This window comes from Xanthomonas sp. NCPPB 3218, assembly GCF_056725185.1.
In genome coordinates, this window is record NZ_CM161516.1 from 4,655,536 (window position 1) to 4,671,030 (window position 15,495).

Here is a 15,495-nt window from a genome sequence, read left to right on the forward strand (position 1 = left end):
AGTCAGCCCCGAGCTACATGGACATTTCGGGATAGGACGAGAGAACCTTCGTGGTGCCGGCACCCGGATTCGAACTGGGGACCTACCGCTTACAAGGCGGTTGCTCTACCAACTGAGCTATGCCGGCAAAGGCAGGCGCGTTGCGCGCCGGTGCGCATTCTAGCGCAGCGCGGCGCAATCTAGCGACCGCTGACGCGTTGCACCTGCGGTGCCTTGCAATGTGCCGATCGCAGCCGTGCTGCGCACATCGATCCACCAGCGCGATTGCCCGGTGCCGCTGGGCAGCAACTGCGCCGGAAACCCCGCACCGACCAGGCTGGTCTGCCGTCGCTCGGCACGCTCGCGACTCTGGTACTGCCCCAGCGCGATGGTGTTGTTCTCGCCTTGGGCAATCACGTAATAGTCGCCCATGCCGGCGGCGGCGATGCGCTTGACCAAGGCTTGCGCCGCTGCACGATCGCCGACATTGGGCAGCATCACCCGGAACGTACTGACCCCGGCGTCCTTGTCCTCGCGCACGCTGGTGCGCAGGGCCTGGCCACGCAGGCGTGCCAGCGCGGCATCGGCATCGGCGCGCGCCGCATACGGCCCCAGGCTGGCGCAGCGTTCCGGCGCAGCGGCGGGAGTAGGTACCGCTGGCGATGGTTTGATCGCCGCTGCCGCAACCTCGTTCGGTGTTGGAGCGACCTTGGTCGGTGGTGGAACCTGTGCCGACGTCTGCGACGTTGCGGCCACCTTCGCGGCGGCCGCATCTATCGAAGAAGACGCTGCCGCTGCTGCCGTCGGTGTCTGTGTCTGTGTCTGTGTCGATGCAGGTGCAGGTGCAGGTGCAGGTGCAGGTGCAGGTGCAGGTGCAGGTGCAGGTGCATCCGATGGTGCGGTGACCGCAGCTGCCGGGCCCATGCCTGCCTCGCTCGCCTCGCCTGGCGCTGCTGCCGCAGTGCTCGGCAGCACTTCCAGGCGCGCCACACCGGCCGGCTGCGGTGGTGCCACCACTGCTGCCGGTGCCGGCTGCAACGCCCACCACAAGGCCACACCGGCATTGAGGACGATCAGGACGACGATGAGTGCGCGGACATACATGCGATGGATTCTAAGCGCGGGCAGTCACAACCGGCGAGCGCTGGTCGGCTTGCTGCCCATGCCGGGTAGTGGGCGCAGTGTACGAGCGCTGCCGACCGATTCCGTCTCCCGGCCGCGCCCGCCGCGTGGCCGCACGATCGCATGGCCCGCCGTTCAAGGCGCCGACGCAGACCTCGCCCAGGTCGCCAGCCCGTCCAGCACCAGCGCGGCGCGGAAGCTGGCATCGGGCAACAACGGCAGCAGCGGCGGCGCGCCGCCCCCGTGCACCAGCAGCCGTACCGGCACGCCCAGACTGCGTTGCGCGTGCTGCAGGCTACGCTCGATCAGCGCCACCGCCGCGCCATCGCAGCCGGAGGTCAGCGCGTCGTCGGTGTCGTCGGCCAGCTCGACATAGGTCCCGCCACTGGCCGGCAACTGCACCGCGCGCGCATGCAGCGCCTCGCGCATGGTAGTCGGCGAGGCGGCGATGCGGCCGCCGTGGTGCCGCCCATCGGTGCCGAGCACATCGATGGTCAGCGCGGTGCCCACGCCGGCCACCAGCACCGGCACGTCGCCGCGTGCGCCCAGCAGCGCCAGGAAGCGATCGACCCCGAAGCGGCCCGGGTCTGCATAGGCGATGCGGATGCCGGCGCATTCGGCCGCGGTCCGCACGATGCGCACCTGTTCGAAACGCTCGCGCAGGCAGCCGAGCATGCGCTGCGTCAACGCCGGCGCAGCCACGCTGGCCACATGCGCGATGCGTCCGGTGGGCAAGGCCGACAACGCGGCCGCGTCCATCGCCTCGGCACCGTGCGGCCAGGCCTGCACGTCGCCGGCGCGGTCGCCCTGCAGCGGTGCGTACTTGAACCGCGAATTTCCCAGGTCGAACAACCACTCGCTCATGCAGGTCTCACGCTCACTTCTCCGGAGTGGAACAGCCGTACCGTCTCGCCCAGTTGCACCCGCAACGCGCCGTCGGCCGCCAGGCCAAGCGCAATGCCGTGATGCCGGGTGCCGGCTTCCTCGACCTGCACCGCGCGGCCGCTCAGGACGTCCAGGTCCGCATAGCGGCCCAGGAACGGGGCCAGCCCCTGCGCCTCGAACAGCTCCAGCGCCGGCAGCAGCGCCGACAACACTGCAGCCACCACGGTATCGCGCGACACCGCGTGGCCGGCCAGCGTATCCAGATCCACCCACGGTTGGTCGATCGCAGCGGCCGCTGCCGCCGGCATATGCACGTTCAAACCCAACCCGATCACCGCGCGCGCGTTGCCGGCCATTTCGCCGCCGCCTTCGATCAGCAGGCCGCCCAGCTTGCGCTCGCGCGCCAGCAGATCGTTGGGCCACTTCAACCCGACATCGGCAAAGCCACAACCGCGCAGGGCCTCGGCCACCGCCACGCCCACGGCCAGGCTGAGCCCGGCCAGCTGGCCCAATCCGCCGCTGAAACGGCGCGAGGCCGACAGATAGATGTGCGCACCCAGTGGCGAGGTCCATTGACGCCCACGCCGGCCGCGCCCGCCGGTCTGCCGCTCGGCCAGCAGCACCGCCACGCCCTGCGCCGGCGCCGGGCGCGCCAGCAAGCTGGTATTGGTGGATTCCAGCGTCCAGGCGATCTCCAGCGCCGCCAGGCCTGCCAGCGCTTCGGCCGCCATCGCCACACGAATGCGCGCGTCGTCCAGCAGGTCCAGCGGCGCCGCCAGGCGGTAGCCGTCCCCGGCCCGCCCTTCGATCTCGACCCCGGCCGCGCGCAGATTCTGGATCCGCTTCCACACCGCCGCACGGGTCAACCCGGCATCGCGCGCCAACGCATCGCCGGATAGCCGGCCGCTCGCAAGTTTGGCCAGCAAGGCGCGGTCATCCACGGCAAGTCCCCAAATCGATCCGCGAAAGTATGCGCCAAGCGTCCGCACCCGCCCAGCCTGGCTTGCGTGAGGGAGTGAAAAGCACGTTATGATCGGCGACTCACGCCGCTTGCCCTGGATGTGGACGATGCGCCGAATCACGGTTTGCCTGCTCCTGTTGTTGGCTCCGCTTGCCGCACTGGCATCGGACCAGCTGGCCGATGGCGATCATGAGAGCTGCGTCAGCAGCAACTCGGCGGCACGCGGCAGAACCCCCAACGGCGAGCCGGCAACCCCGGCACGTGCTCCCGCGCACAAGCCCGCGCCGGCCACCGGCGGTGGTGGTGGCGACGGCGACGGACTGTTCCCCCGTATGCGCACGATGCCGCGCTGGCATAGCTTCCTGCCGGGCATGTTCCGCTGATCCAGTGGTTGTTGCGCCGGCTGCGCCGGCCGCCGGCCGATATTCCCGATGCCTTATGGCTGCCGGTCAGCCGCCGCTGCGCCTGGGTCGCTGCGCTCGATCCGCCCCGCCAGCACCGTCTGCGTGCACTGACCGCGCAGTTCCTGCGGCAAAAAACCATTTCCCCGCTCGACGGGCTGCAGCTGCAACCGCACGATCACGTTCTGCTGGCTGCCACCTGCTGCCTGCCGCTGCTGAACATCGGCGCGGCCGGCTGGCGTGGCTGGTCGCAGCTGATCGTCTACCCGGACGCATTCCGCGTGCAACGCACGCATGTGGATGCGGCCGGAGTGATGCATGCCTGGGACGACACCCTGATTGGCGAGGCCTGGGAGCAAGGGCCGCTGATCGTCAGCTGGGCCGACGTACAGGCCGACCTGGACGACCCGCAGGCCGGCTTCAACGTGATCGTGCATGAGATGGCGCACAAGCTCGATGCACTCGATGGCGCGCTCGACGGCACCCCGCCGCTGCCGCGCGCTGCGCAGCGTGCCTGGGCACGCGATTTCCAGCGCGCCTTCGATACGTTTTGCCAACGCGTCGATGCGGGCGAAGACACCGAGATCGACCCGTATGCCGCCGAGGCACCGGAAGAATTCTTCGCGGTCGTAAGCGAATACCACTTCTCCGCGCCACAGCTGCTGGCGCGCCTCATGCCGGATGTCGCTGCACAGCTGACGCGTTTCTATGGGCCGTCGCCGTTTGCGGCGTCAACGCAGCGCTGATGGTGGGGCGACATGCCTGCATGCGTTGGGACTGTCGTCATGCAACGCTGTCGCGCGCATCAATCGCAGGCGTTTCAGGCAACTGACCACACCAATGCGCGATGCCGCACGCGGCCGCACGCGAGACGGATCGACATCGCCAGCGCATTGCCACGCACTCACACCAACCCAAGATCGCGCGGCCTGGCTCCGGGAAACACCCGTTCCAGCTGCGCAGGCGACAATCCCCACAACCGGCTCAATACACCGCCGAACAGGCTGCGGTAATTGGTGAGCACCGGATAATCGCGGTTCTGCAGCAGCTGCGCCTGCGCAACTTCTACCTGCTCGCCGGCGATCCGGCCGCCGCGCACGCCGCCACCCAGCACCCAATAGGTGGTGCCGTGTCCGTGATCGGTGCCCTTGCTGCCGTTCTCGCGGAAGGTGCGGCCGAACTCGGACAGCACCACCACCACGGTGTCCTTCCATGCCGGCCCGAGGGCGTCGGCGTACGCCGCCAGCCCTTCGCCCAGATTGCGCAGATTGTTCGCCAGGCCACCTTCGACACTGCCCTGATTGGCGTGCGTGTCCCAACCACCGACATCGACAAAGCCCAGCCGATAACGCTCGCGCATCAGGCTTGCCATGCGCCGGGTTTCGTCGGCGAAGGTGCGCGCACTGGCGGCGCCGCGACCGGCCTGCTCCATCTCTTCGCGCAGCTGCGCGGTAACCTGCTGACGCAATGCCAGTCCCTCGCGCGCAGCCGCCGCCAGCGGGGTTGCGTCGTACATCTGTGACAGGATCTGCGCCTGACGCGCATCCAGGCCGCCCTTGCCGATGCCCCGCAACGACACATTGGGCAAGTCGCCGCCGCCCTGGAAGGTCAGCGGCAAGGAATCGGTGAAGGCAATCGCCGGCACTCCGCTGAGCACACCCGACAGGCGCGCCATGAAGCCGGAACGATAATCGCGGCGCTGCCGGCCGGCCTGACCGGATTCGATATCGTCCTGGGTTTCGAAGTGACTGCGCGACAGATCGTCGGTACCGGCAAACGGCACGAACGCCAGTTGCCGGCGTTGCCACAGCGGCAGCAGCGCATCGCGCATCACCGGGTTGAGACCCCATTGCGTATCCAGCGCAACGGCACTGTTCGGGTTGGCCGCATCCGGCCGCGCGATCGCCAGGGTCGGACGCGCCTGATAATAAAAATCGCTGGCATGCGGTACCAGCAGATTATTGCTGTCGTAGCCGCCTCGCAGGAACACCACCAGCATGCGCGCACTGTCGCGTGGCGCAGCAAACAGGCGACCGCTCCAGGGCAGACTTGCGGCCGCTGCAGAGGCAAGCAGAAATTGACGTCGTTGCATGGCGCGCTCCCGTGGCGGTGATCGCTGGTCGAACGTTGAACAGCGGGTTTGAATCGGCGACTCTCGAATCAGCGATAGTTGAAGTCAGGCGATGACAGCAGGAATCCGTTCCATTCCGAAGGCGAACGCGCCTGCGCCAAGGCATCGCGCGTGCCGCTGGAGAGCGACGGCGCCACCCAGCGATACGATGGGCGCATGTCGATCTGCGTCAGCGCCGGCAGTGGCGTGTCGTTATCGCCATCGAAGCGGAACAGTTGCTTGGGTCCGCTACCCAGCGAACGTGCCACCTCGAAGCGTCGCGCCAGTTGCCCGGAGCTGGCCCATGCCTGCGATTGCAGCGACCAGCCATCGGGGGTGATGCGCCCGAACAGCGGCTCGCCGAGTTGCTGCAGCCAGCTCGCCATCGGCGCGGCATTGACCACCGGCTGGCCCTCGTACGCAAGCCGCATGGCCGAAACCACGAACCGATTCGGATCCTTGAACTTGCGCGGTTGCGCCTGCGCAAATTCCGGCGCGTCCAGCATGGCCTGCATCACCTTGGCGATATCGCCATCGCTGCGTTGAAACGTGTTTGCCATGCGCTCGACCAGCGCGGCCGGCGGCTTGTCGCTGACAAAGTACTCGGCCAAGCGCTGCGAAATGAAACGCGCGCATGCCGGCTGCCGCACCAACAACTGCACCGCCCGCTCGATCTCATCCAGGCCGCCCGCGGCGATGCGCTGGCCCAGCAAGGTCTTGTCGCCGGGTTGATGGCGTGCGGGATTGAATTCGAACAGCCCCTTGCGCACCACCTGCGGTTGCCCCGGCACGGCAGTCGGCAAGGGCGGAGCGCCCTCGGCCTTGACCGGCACCAGGCCGGCGCCGGTCAGTATCAGCGCCAGTTGCTGCACATCCTTCTGGCTGTAACCGCCATGCACGCCCAGCGTGTGCAGTTCCATCAGTTCGCGCGCGTAATTTTCGTTGACTTTGCCTTTGGCGTTCTTGGCGTTGTCCAGATATTCCAGCATCGCCGGACTTTCCAGCGTCGCCATCACCAGGTCGGCGAACTTGCCGGTGGCATGCGGGCGGATCGCGTTTTCCATGTAATCGGCCGCCATCCATTTCACCCGCCCCTTGTCGGCGTACACGCTGAAATGATTGAGCCAGAACCACACCAGCTGCTCGCGCGTCTGCTCCGGCGCATACACCGCACGCAACAGCTGCGCCTGACGCGCCTGGGTCAGCATCTGCCCACCACGCGCCTGCCATGCCTTGCGCAAGGCGGTCTTTTCCTCACCATCGGGCATGTCTTGCAGGCGGATCTTGTCGGCCTCGTACTGCGTGAGCAAGGTCAGCAAGGGCGTGTGCAGCGCATCGAAGTGCTGCAGCTGTGCACGGATCGGCGCTGGCAACGCCGCATCGTCGCTGGCCTGCAACAGCGACCTGCCGTAGCGCTTGGGGCCGAGCCGCTGCAGTTGCGCGGCGCTGTCGGCATCCACGCCGTAGGTCGCACGCTGCAGCCAGCGCGTCTGCGCCGGCGTCAGTGCTGAATTGGCAGCACTGCACGACATCGCCAAAGCACAGCCCGCCAACAGCCATGCCAGCTGCCACCGGTGATGGCGGGGCGCGCCTGCTGGACGTGCGCTCAGCCAGCGCGTCTGTGCATTGCGCTCGAACATGCAGCTCTCCATCGCAACGGCCTGAAACGGGCCCAGTATGGTCAAGCCAACGCGCGGGGCGTTAAACGGTTGTCGGAGTGCGCTGCAGCGTTGACCACGGGTTCATTCCGCGCCCCACACCGGTCACAGTCCCGGCGGCAGGGTCACGTCGAAGCGGGCGCCGCCCAGTTCCTGCGAGCGCACCACCTGCAGCTCGCCGCGGTAGGCCTTGATCAGATCCTGCACGATTGACATGCCGATACCATGGCCTTGCACGCGCTCATCGCCACGCACGCCACGCTGCAGGATCTTGGCCACGTCTTCCGGCGCGATGCCGGGGCCGTCGTCTTCCACCGACAAGATCAATCCGGCGCGACGGCTACCAGTGGTGGGACCAGGCTGTGCGGTCAGCAGTACGCGGCTACGCGCCCACTTGAAGCCGTTTTCCAGCAGGTTGCCCAGCAGTTCCTGCAGATCGCCCGGCTCGCCATGAAAGCGCGCGTCGGGCGAAATATCGAATTCGCACAACACGCCCTTGACCGAATAGACCTTCTCCAGCCCGCGCACGATCTCCTCGGCGGTCGACTCGATCGGCAGCGGTGCGGCGAACAGCTTGTGCCCGCTGGAGGCCGCGCGAGCGAGCTGGTAGGACACCAGATCGTTCATGCGGCGCAACTGCACATCCATTTCCTCGTGCAGGTCGCGCTCGGACTGGCCGCTATCGAGCTGGGTGCGCAACACCGCGATCGGCGTCTTGAGGCTGTGCGCGAGATCGGCCAGCGTGTTGCGCTGGCGGTCCAGATTGTCGCGCTCGCTCTCGATGAAGGCGTTGATGCTTTCGGTCAGTGGCTCCAGTTCGCGCGGATGCTGCTCGCTCATGCGCTGGATCTCGCCGCGCTGCACCTTGGTCAACTCGTTGATGACCCGCCGCAGCGGACGTAGACTCCACTGCAGGATGAAGGCCTGCAGCACCAGCAGCACCACACCGGCACTGCCGAGGTAGAACCACACTGCGCCACGGAACACGCGCAGCTGCGCGCCCATCGAGCGCGCATCTTCCATCACGTAGATGGTGTAGGGAATCTCACCGCCGTGTTCGCGCTCGACGTAACTCACGCCCAGGCCGTAGCGGTACAACTGGCCCACGCTGCCGTCGATCTGGGTCATCTCCAGCGGGCCGATGAATTCTTCCTGGCGCGGCTCGAGCATGCGCCCGTGCGGAATGTTCGGGCCTTCGGCCGACATCGAGGTCCAGCTTTCGTCCGGGCGCACGACTTCCACGTACAGCCCGCCGCCGGGCACATCGAAACGTGGATCCGGCGGCTGGCCGCCGATGTACAGCGAGCCGTCGCGGACGAAATCGATATTGGCGGCATACGCAGAGGCGTAGTTCTTCAGCCGCTCGCGCAGGTTCTTTTCGGCGGTATCGGCGAACGCCACATCCAGCGCGTAACCCGCCAGCGCCAGGAAGGCCACCAGGCTGAGGCTGGCGGCCAGCAGCTGGCGGGCCTGCAGCGAGCGCGGCCGCCAGCGTCTATACCACTTGGAGCGGCCCGGCACCTGATCTTCCTGTTTGCCGATGCGCGGACTCAGCCTTCGGTACGCGGAATGGCGAAACGATAGCCGCGACCGCGTACGGTCTCGATCGGCTTGAGCTCACCATCGGGATCGAGCTTCTTGCGCAGGCGGCCGATGAACACTTCCAGCACGTTCGAATCGCGATCGAAATCCTGCTGGTAGATGTGCTCGGTCAGATCAGCCTTGGAGACCAGTTCGCCGGCATGCATCATCAGGTATTCGAGCACCTTGTACTCGTAACTGGTCAGGTCCACGTTGGCGCCATTGACGCTGACCGTCTGCGCGGCCAGATCCAGCGCGACCGGGCCGCATTCCAGCGTCGGCTTGCTCCAGCCCGCCGCGCGCCGCAGCAGCGCATTGACGCGCGCCAGCAGCTCTTCGACATGGAACGGCTTGACCAGGTAATCGTCGGCACCCTGCTTGAGGCCCTCGACCTTGTCCTGCCAGCTCGAACGCGCGGTCAGGATCAGCACCGGGAATTTCTTGCCTTCGTCGCGCAGCGCCTTGATCAGCTCCATGCCCGACATCTTGGGCAGGCCGAGGTCGATGATGCCGACATCGAACGGGACTTCGCGGCCCATGTACAGGCCTTCTTCGCCGTCTTGTGCAGCGTCGACAGCGAAGCCCTCACGCTTCAGGCGCGCGGCAAGGGTCTCGCGCAGCGGAGCTTCGTCTTCGACCAAAAGGATACGCATGCACTCTCCCTAGTTACGTTGTCGGCCAATGGCCGGGGAATTTATAAGACTGAACGCAGAACTATCTACGTCTAGTGGTTATCGTCGCGTGGTGGCGCATCCGGCGGCGCCTGGCTGCGCGGCGGCGCGGCCTGCATCTGCTCCGACTCGTACACGGTATGCACGCGGCCGTCCTTCATGTACTTGACGCGGTTGAGATTGCCCCCGTCGAACGGCACACGTTCGGCGCTGAGGATCTGTCCACCGGTGGACCGCTGCACCTGTCGGATGGTGTCCGAGAGCGTGCGCCCGTTACCGCGCGCGGAAGGCGGCAATGGATCGCGTCCCGCGTGCGACATCGGATATGCCTGCCCCCACGCCAATGGCGCTGCCATGGCTAGCCCGAGGGCAACCAGGACGATATAGCAAGCGCGGCAGGAGGGCTGGGTCACAATGAATCCTAGCGGGTTGTTCAGGAACATTCAAAATTCGTGAAACCGGCCACCGGTGACAGCATGGTCGAGCCCGAGAATGGTCCAAATTCTTGATTTTTCGGGGTGAATCCCATCTGAACTTTTTAGCTTTGTGTTAACGCTGTTCAGTGAAATGAACCCTTGGACGCCTGGAACGGCACTTTTTTGGAACTCGTGCCCGTGCCCGGCAGTTGGCATCCCGGTCAGATGCAGACAGCGGAAATGCCTGTTCAGGTAATGCAAGCGGCAGGCCAGTTCAGGCCACAACGCGCCAGCCCTGGGTGTCGGTCCGCTGCAAGGCCTGCTCGACCAGCTCCCAGCCGGCACCTGGCCGGTGTGCGCCCTCGCTCAGGACCTGCCGGAACGCGCGTCCGCCCGGCTGGCCATGGAACAACCCCAACACGTGTCGGGTCATGTGTTTCAAGGCCAGGCCTTGCTCCAGTTGGGACTCGACGTAGGGCCGCAAGGCGCGCAGTAATTGGTCGCGCGGCTGTTCCGCACGATGCGTCAGGGCTGCATCCAGGCGATGCAGTACGTAGGGGTCGTGGTAGGCGGCGCGGCCGAGCATGACGCCGTCGGTTTGGTGCAGATGCTCCATCGCGGTCTCCACCGCCGCGATGCCGCCATTGAGCACCACCGGCAGCGCGGGGCGCTCCTGCTTGAGGCGATACGCCCAGTCGTAACGCAGCGGCGGCACTTCGCGGTTTTCCTTGGGCGACAGGCCCTTGAGCCACGCGTTGCGGGCATGCACCACCACCATGGCGGCACCGGCTGCGACCACCTGATCGACGAAGCTGGCGAACACGGCGTAGTCGTCATCGTCGTCCACGCCGAGGCGGCACTTGACCGTGATCGGCAGCGTGGTCGCCGCACACATGGCGGCAACACAGTCGGCCACCAGGCCCGGCTCGCGCATCAGGCAGGCACCGAAGCGCCCGGCCTGCACGCGATCAGACGGGCAGCCGCAATTGAGGTTGATCTCGTCGTAGCCCCACTCCTGCGCGATCGCCGCCGCCTGCGCAAGCAGCGCCGGCTCGCTGCCGCCCAATTGCAGCGCCAGCGGGTGTTCGACCGGATCGAACCCGATCAGCCGCGTGCGATCGCCATGGATCACCGCATTGGCGTGCACCATCTCGGTGTACAGACGTGCCGAGGGTGCCAGCAGGCGATGGAAGACCCGGCAATGGCGGTCGGTCCAATCCATCATCGGGGCGACGGACAGGCGCAGGGAGGCGGCGTAGCGATCTGTGGAAGCGGTCATTGACATGTGGCCGCAGCGGGCAGCCATCGGAATGCGGAGCAGGATCAACAGCTTACACGGGTGTCGATGAATCTGCCGCAGCGCGGCATGGCATCCTGCGAGGCTGTCCTGCTGGAGCCCGCTGATCGATCGCCGGTTTACTGCGCCATGTGATCGACCCTTAGGGGCTGGCGAAGGTCGGCATGCCGCGCGTTGATGGAACCCGCTGGCGGCGCGCCTGGGCGTCCGGTATCGCGGCTATCACTGCCACCGAAAGAGACGAACGACACCCTGCTGGCGCTGCTGTCGTTGCCCTCGCACGCCAGGTGCGCGCGTTATCGGGCGGCATCGCTGCAGGATGCGCAGTGCCTGGGCGTTCGCCCGTAACGGGCGAACGCGGTGCATCGTCAATGACGAGCGGAGCTTGTGTCGTCCAGTGCTGGCGTCGTGCACTGCGCCTGGACAGGATCTGCAGTTACGGGTTGCGGAAGCCCACACGCTCTTCGGCGCTCAGCGGCTTGCCGAGCGCATGGTACGAGGCAACCAGGGTGATCAGGGCGGTACCCAGCACGGTGTAGAAGCTCCACGACGTGGCCAGCACGTGTACCTGACCGAACACCAGCGCGACCACGGCGGTAGCGGTGCACAGCACCATCGCCAGCAGGGACATCAGGAAAGGGATGGAGGGATCGAGCTTCATGGTCCGGGGGTTCCAGTGTGCGATAGCGGAAGCATCGGCGTTCGCAGTGCTTTCTTGAACTGTTTTTTGCGATTTTTCCGAACAAATTTCAGGCAAGTCAGCGCGCACTCAGACTTATGTCAAACCCTTGGCGCACAAAGGTTTCCGTGTCAGGGGACTCCTGACGCAGTGGCACAAAAATCACCACCGCCGCCAAAGATCCAACGCGCCTGCGGCGGAAAACCGGCGGAGGCGGTGGCTGCGTTTTCCAGCGGGTCGTGGAGACAAATCGAGCAGGTCGGCGAGCCACTGGCCGACCCGGGAGCGAGGATTCACTGCGCTCGGTGCACAGTGGTTGACCTCCGAACCTGGCCGAGGCGATGGTTGCGCCTCTCGGCAGGTGATGAAGGCAGATTGAGTAAGTCACCGCGCGGCCAGCCGATCTAAGAGCGAGCATGCGGTGCGCTCGGTACGCAACGGCTACCTCCCGAACCACGTCGGTGGTCATAACTGAGCGGGTGTCGCCGGTACGCGCGGTGGAGTGCTGCAGGCGAGGCCGTCGAGGTTCCGGGTATCGAGGTGCAGGACTCGGGCGATACCAATCAGCGACTCATCCGACGGCCACCGGGATGGAGCTGCCGTCGCAGCCACCTACAGCGCTTCGAAGACGGCCGAGCGCTATGCGTGCAATCCGCCAGGATGCGGGCTGCAGGCGATTGGCCTGTGCATCAGGTGCATCGTGGTACGGCACGCTGCAGCACGCATCGCCGTCGGCTCACGCCGGTATCGGCCGCATGGCGCCGGTGCGAGCCTGCTGACGCCTGGCGTCACGCATACCTGCCCCGCCACGCATGACAGGCGCGCTCAGCGCGCCGGGGTCGTCGCAAACTCGCCGCGCTGCAGCTTGGTCACATCGTTGCCCTGCCCATCCTTGAGGCTGAGGTCTGCGCCCTTGGCGGCCAGATCCTTGAGCACGTCGGTGCGCTGGAACAGCGCTGCGTACATCGCGGCGGTCTGACCGGCATTGTTGCGCTGGTCCGGCGCGCAGTCGGCCTGCATCAGCCGCTTGGCGATACCCAGCTCGCCCTTGAAGATCGCGCCCATCAGCGCAGTGTTGCCGCGCTTGTCCTGCGCGCAGGGGTCGGCACCGGCGCTGAGCAACTGCTCCACTGCCGGGCGCTGGCCGTGATAGGCCGCCAGGATCAGGGCGGTGTAGCCCTTCTCGTCACGGGTATTGAGGTCGTAGTGCGAGCGGATGAACTCGGCCAGCATGTCCTGCCGCCCTTCGCGTGCCGCGTCGAAGAAGTACTCGCGCAACTGCAGCTTGATCTGCGCCGGGTCGGCGGCGGCAGCGGTGGCGCTGGCGGACATCGGCGCGGGCGAGGCAGCATTGGCAGCTGCAGACAGGGTGCCAAGCATCAGAAACAGCAGGGTGCGCATATGGCTCTCCCGATAGCGAAAACGGCACCGCGGCACAGGTCGCGATGCCGTGGGTGGGTCAGTCCTGCAGGCTGGAGGCCAGCTGCTTGACCCGGGCCAGGTCGCCCTTGGCGACACGCGTCACGCCAGTGCCGTACTCGGGGTCGGCCTTGTACAGGAACGACAGCAGGAGATGCTTGCTCTCGGTGTCGGTGGTGGCCAGCGACTCGCCGAAACTCTGCACCAGATCGGCGCGATCCTTCTTGCTGTAGGACCGATACAACTCACCGGCCTGCTTGAAGTTCTGCTCGCGGGTGATCTTGGCCTGCTGGGTGGTGCCCGACAGCGGCAACGCGCTGTAACGCGCAGCGGTGTCCTGCGGCCGCGGCTCCAGCCGGCTCGGCTCGTAGTTCACGCCGCTGGTGGTGTGGCCGTTATTGCCTTCGCCATCCTGGTTGCCGTTGTTGACGGCCACACGCGGACGGTTGACCGGCAGGTTCAGGCCATTGGCACCGATGCGATACAGCTGGGTGTCGGCGTAGGAGAAGATGCGCCCCTGCAGCAGACGGTCTTCCGACGGCTCGATGCCCGGCACCAGGTTGGCCGGCGCCATCGCGACCTGCTCGGTTTCCTGGAAGAAGTTGTCGACGTTCTTGTTCAACACCATCTGGCCGACCTTCTGCTCCGGCACGTCGGGCCAGATCTTGGTGGCGTCCAGCGGATCGAAATCGAACTTGGCCAGGTCCTCCGGCTTGAGCACCTGTACGTACAGGTCCCACTTCGGGAAGTCGCCCTTCTTGATCGCACCGACCAGATCGTTGGTCAGGTGGCTGTAGTCCTTGGCCTGGACGGCAGCGACCTGCTTGGGGTCGAGGTTCTTGATGCCCTGCAGCGTCTTCCAGTGGAACTTGACGTAATGCACTTCGCCCTGCGCATTGACCAGCTTGTAGGCATGCACGCCGTTGCCATCCATGAAGCGATAGCCGGCGGGGGTGCCTTCGTTGGAGTACAGCAGGGTCAGCGTGCGTGTAGCCTCGGGCACGTGCGAGAAGAAATCGAAACGGCGCGAATCGTCGTCCAGATTGGTGCGCGGGTCCGGCTTGAACGCGTGGACCATGTCGGGGAACTTGATCGCATCGCGGATGAAGAAGGTCGGGAAGTTGTTGCCGACCAGATCCCAGTTGCCTTCGCTGGTGTAGAACTTGGTGGCGAAGCCATGCGGGTCGCGCAAGGTTTCCGGCGAGTGGTTGCCGTGCACCACCGAGGAAAAACGCACGAAGACCGGGGTCTTTTCGCCGGCGCTGAATACCTTGGCCTTGGTCAGGCTGGACAGATCGGCGGTGGCGGTGAACTCGCCTTTGACGCCGGTGCCGCGTGCATGCACCACGCGCTCGGGGATGCGCTCGCGATCGAAGCGCTGCAGCTTCTGGATCAGCTGCACATCCTGCAGCAGGGTCGGGCCATTGGCTCCGGCGGTCTGCGAATTCTGGTTGTCACCGACCTTGGCGCCGTTGTCGCGGGTCAGGACGGATTGGGCGAAGACCGGCGGGGCGATCAGCGTCGGGGCTAGCAGGGCTAGCACCATGAGGGATCCAGGGCGCATGGCGTCAGCTCGTTTGAGGGAGCTGAATCATGGCCAGCGGACCGAAGCGTGAGAAGTCGTTAGTTATGATCGCTGCGATAGGCGAACATGATGATGACTGCGTTGCGTGATAAGCATCGCTTTCGATGTGGCATCGTGTTGCAGATAACAGCGCTTTCCTGGGCGGCGCTGCGTTATCGATGTCTGCAATGCATGACGAAACTGCCGAATGCGATGCACCGATGCTGCAATGCAACGCTGGCGCTTGAAGTGTTATTCAATGCCTCACTTTAGCCGGCTCACGAAGCAGACGTGGCTCCGACACACGCTCAGGCGGCGTGCGCACGGCATCTGGGCACTTGTAACGAACCAATGTCTTCCCTGGCATGGTCACCGTGTCCGCTAACTGCATCCCGTCTGGGGACAGCGTGAACTGTGCAGTTGACAGCCACGTCTCGCCCTCACCCGAGAGCTCGACGATCAACGCAATCTCCGCATCTCCCCGAACCACAACCGCCTTGATTGGGCCGTCACTCTCCCAGTAGGTGATATGCCCAGGCGCAATGCGCAGCATCAAATCGTCTGCGTCCGACCCGCAAGACTCGGCCCTCCCAGCCCACTGACCAACAAAGCGATCCGGCACCGTGGTCATGCCACTGCCTGCATGCGCCAAGAGCATCGGGAACAGTGCCAAGGCATAAAAACGAGTGCTCATGGCTCCCCTTGGCGGGCCAGTAAGTTGGGCGGGCAGGTGTGGTGCAGCAGCAGTGTAG

General features: G+C 65.7%; 15 protein-coding genes and 1 tRNA gene. 2 read left to right on the forward strand and 14 right to left on the reverse strand.

Annotated features, from left to right (window positions below):
• Positions 1-51: 51 nt before the first annotated feature.
• The 4 genes from AC1PLS_RS19585 to birA form a co-directional block, all read right to left on the reverse strand.
• Positions 52-127: transfer RNA gene (locus tag AC1PLS_RS19585), tRNA-Thr, on the reverse strand.
• Positions 128-159: 32 nt separating this feature from the next.
• The gene (locus AC1PLS_RS19590; RefSeq protein ID WP_481103991.1) at positions 160-1,083 is read right to left on the reverse strand and encodes an SPOR domain-containing protein; all 924 of its coding nucleotides are present in this window, start codon (positions 1,081-1,083) and stop codon (positions 160-162) included.
• Positions 1,084-1,236: 153 nt separating this feature from the next.
• Positions 1,237-1,965: a type III pantothenate kinase gene (locus AC1PLS_RS19595; RefSeq protein WP_184434817.1), complete on the reverse strand. Its 729-nt coding sequence runs from the start codon at positions 1,963-1,965 to the stop codon at positions 1,237-1,239.
• On the reverse strand, positions 1,962-2,975 hold the full coding sequence (birA, locus tag AC1PLS_RS19600; RefSeq protein WP_311736858.1) for a bifunctional biotin--[acetyl-CoA-carboxylase] ligase/biotin operon repressor BirA: 1,014 nt from the start codon (positions 2,973-2,975) through the stop codon (positions 1,962-1,964). The genes AC1PLS_RS19595 and birA overlap by 4 nt, the downstream gene beginning before the upstream one ends.
• A 40-nt stretch (positions 2,976-3,015) precedes the next feature.
• Here birA and AC1PLS_RS19605 point away from each other — a divergent pair, with 40 nt between their 5' ends.
• Together AC1PLS_RS19605 and AC1PLS_RS19610 are read left to right on the forward strand one after the other, a co-directional pair.
• Positions 3,016-3,330, forward strand: coding sequence for a hypothetical protein (locus AC1PLS_RS19605; RefSeq protein ID WP_024939067.1), 315 nt, complete (start codon positions 3,016-3,018; stop codon positions 3,328-3,330).
• Positions 3,331-3,338: 8 nt separating this feature from the next.
• Positions 3,339-4,094: a M90 family metallopeptidase gene (locus AC1PLS_RS19610; protein ID WP_481103992.1), complete on the forward strand. Its 756-nt coding sequence runs from the start codon at positions 3,339-3,341 to the stop codon at positions 4,092-4,094.
• Positions 4,095-4,252: 158 nt separating this feature from the next.
• Here the strand turns inward: AC1PLS_RS19610 and AC1PLS_RS19615 are convergent, their stop codons facing one another.
• From AC1PLS_RS19615 to AC1PLS_RS19660, 10 genes are all read right to left on the reverse strand, one after another.
• On the reverse strand, positions 4,253-5,440 hold the full coding sequence (locus tag AC1PLS_RS19615; RefSeq protein ID WP_104590240.1) for a DUF1501 domain-containing protein: 1,188 nt from the start codon (positions 5,438-5,440) through the stop codon (positions 4,253-4,255).
• A gap of 68 nt (positions 5,441-5,508) precedes the next feature.
• Positions 5,509-6,990, reverse strand: coding sequence for a DUF1800 domain-containing protein (locus tag AC1PLS_RS19620; RefSeq protein WP_439655024.1), 1,482 nt, complete (start codon positions 6,988-6,990; stop codon positions 5,509-5,511).
• A 231-nt stretch (positions 6,991-7,221) separates the two neighbouring features.
• Entirely contained in the window at positions 7,222-8,592 is a 1,371-nt protein-coding gene (locus AC1PLS_RS19625) for an ATP-binding protein (protein WP_024939071.1), read from the reverse strand.
• A 74-nt stretch (positions 8,593-8,666) separates the two neighbouring features.
• Positions 8,667-9,350, reverse strand: a complete 684-nt coding sequence (locus AC1PLS_RS19630) for a response regulator transcription factor (protein WP_002808458.1) — start codon at positions 9,348-9,350, stop codon at positions 8,667-8,669.
• 71 nt (positions 9,351-9,421) lie between these two features.
• Positions 9,422-9,724, reverse strand: coding sequence for a hypothetical protein (locus AC1PLS_RS19635; RefSeq protein ID WP_054591227.1), 303 nt, complete (start codon positions 9,722-9,724; stop codon positions 9,422-9,424).
• A 334-nt stretch (positions 9,725-10,058) separates the two neighbouring features.
• A complete protein-coding gene (dusA, locus tag AC1PLS_RS19640; RefSeq protein WP_054591278.1) occupies positions 10,059-11,063 on the reverse strand; it encodes a tRNA dihydrouridine(20/20a) synthase DusA in 1,005 nt (334 codons plus the stop codon).
• Between the two features lie 454 nt (positions 11,064-11,517).
• Positions 11,518-11,742, reverse strand: coding sequence for a hypothetical protein (locus AC1PLS_RS19645; protein ID WP_016902784.1), 225 nt, complete (start codon positions 11,740-11,742; stop codon positions 11,518-11,520).
• An 843-nt stretch (positions 11,743-12,585) separates the two neighbouring features.
• The gene (locus tag AC1PLS_RS19650; RefSeq protein ID WP_054591226.1) at positions 12,586-13,161 is read right to left on the reverse strand and encodes an ankyrin repeat domain-containing protein; all 576 of its coding nucleotides are present in this window, start codon (positions 13,159-13,161) and stop codon (positions 12,586-12,588) included.
• A gap of 58 nt (positions 13,162-13,219) precedes the next feature.
• Entirely contained in the window at positions 13,220-14,725 is a 1,506-nt protein-coding gene (katB, locus tag AC1PLS_RS19655) for a catalase KatB (protein WP_180968604.1), read from the reverse strand.
• 274 nt (positions 14,726-14,999) lie between these two features.
• Positions 15,000-15,437 (reverse strand): hypothetical protein, encoded by a 438-nt coding sequence (locus AC1PLS_RS19660; protein WP_024939076.1) that lies wholly within the window; start codon positions 15,435-15,437, stop codon positions 15,000-15,002.
• Between the last annotated feature and the right edge of the window lie 58 nt (positions 15,438-15,495).

Coding starts and splice junctions, on each gene's coding strand:
- AC1PLS_RS19590 (WP_481103991.1), bottom strand. CDS start 1,083: ATGTATGTCCGCGCACTCATCGTCGTCCTGATCGTCCTCAATGCCGGT.
- AC1PLS_RS19595 (WP_184434817.1), bottom strand. CDS start 1,965: ATGAGCGAGTGGTTGTTCGACCTGGGAAATTCGCGGTTCAAGTACGCA.
- AC1PLS_RS19605 (WP_024939067.1), top strand. CDS start 3,016: ATGATCGGCGACTCACGCCGCTTGCCCTGGATGTGGACGATGCGCCGA.
- AC1PLS_RS19615 (WP_104590240.1), bottom strand. CDS start 5,440: ATGCAACGACGTCAATTTCTGCTTGCCTCTGCAGCGGCCGCAAGTCTG.
- AC1PLS_RS19620 (WP_439655024.1), bottom strand. CDS start 6,990: ATGTCGTGCAGTGCTGCCAATTCAGCACTGACGCCGGCGCAGACGCGC.
- AC1PLS_RS19630 (WP_002808458.1), bottom strand. CDS start 9,350: ATGCGTATCCTTTTGGTCGAAGACGAAGCTCCGCTGCGCGAGACCCTT.
- AC1PLS_RS19635 (WP_054591227.1), bottom strand. CDS start 9,724: ATGGCAGCGCCATTGGCGTGGGGGCAGGCATATCCGATGTCGCACGCG.
- dusA (WP_054591278.1), bottom strand. CDS start 11,063: ATGACCGCTTCCACAGATCGCTACGCCGCCTCCCTGCGCCTGTCCGTC.
- AC1PLS_RS19645 (WP_016902784.1), bottom strand. CDS start 11,742: ATGAAGCTCGATCCCTCCATCCCTTTCCTGATGTCCCTGCTGGCGATG.
- AC1PLS_RS19650 (WP_054591226.1), bottom strand. CDS start 13,161: ATGCGCACCCTGCTGTTTCTGATGCTTGGCACCCTGTCTGCAGCTGCC.
- katB (WP_180968604.1), bottom strand. CDS start 14,725: ATGGTGCTAGCCCTGCTAGCCCCGACGCTGATCGCCCCGCCGGTCTTC.
- AC1PLS_RS19660 (WP_024939076.1), bottom strand. CDS start 15,437: ATGAGCACTCGTTTTTATGCCTTGGCACTGTTCCCGATGCTCTTGGCG.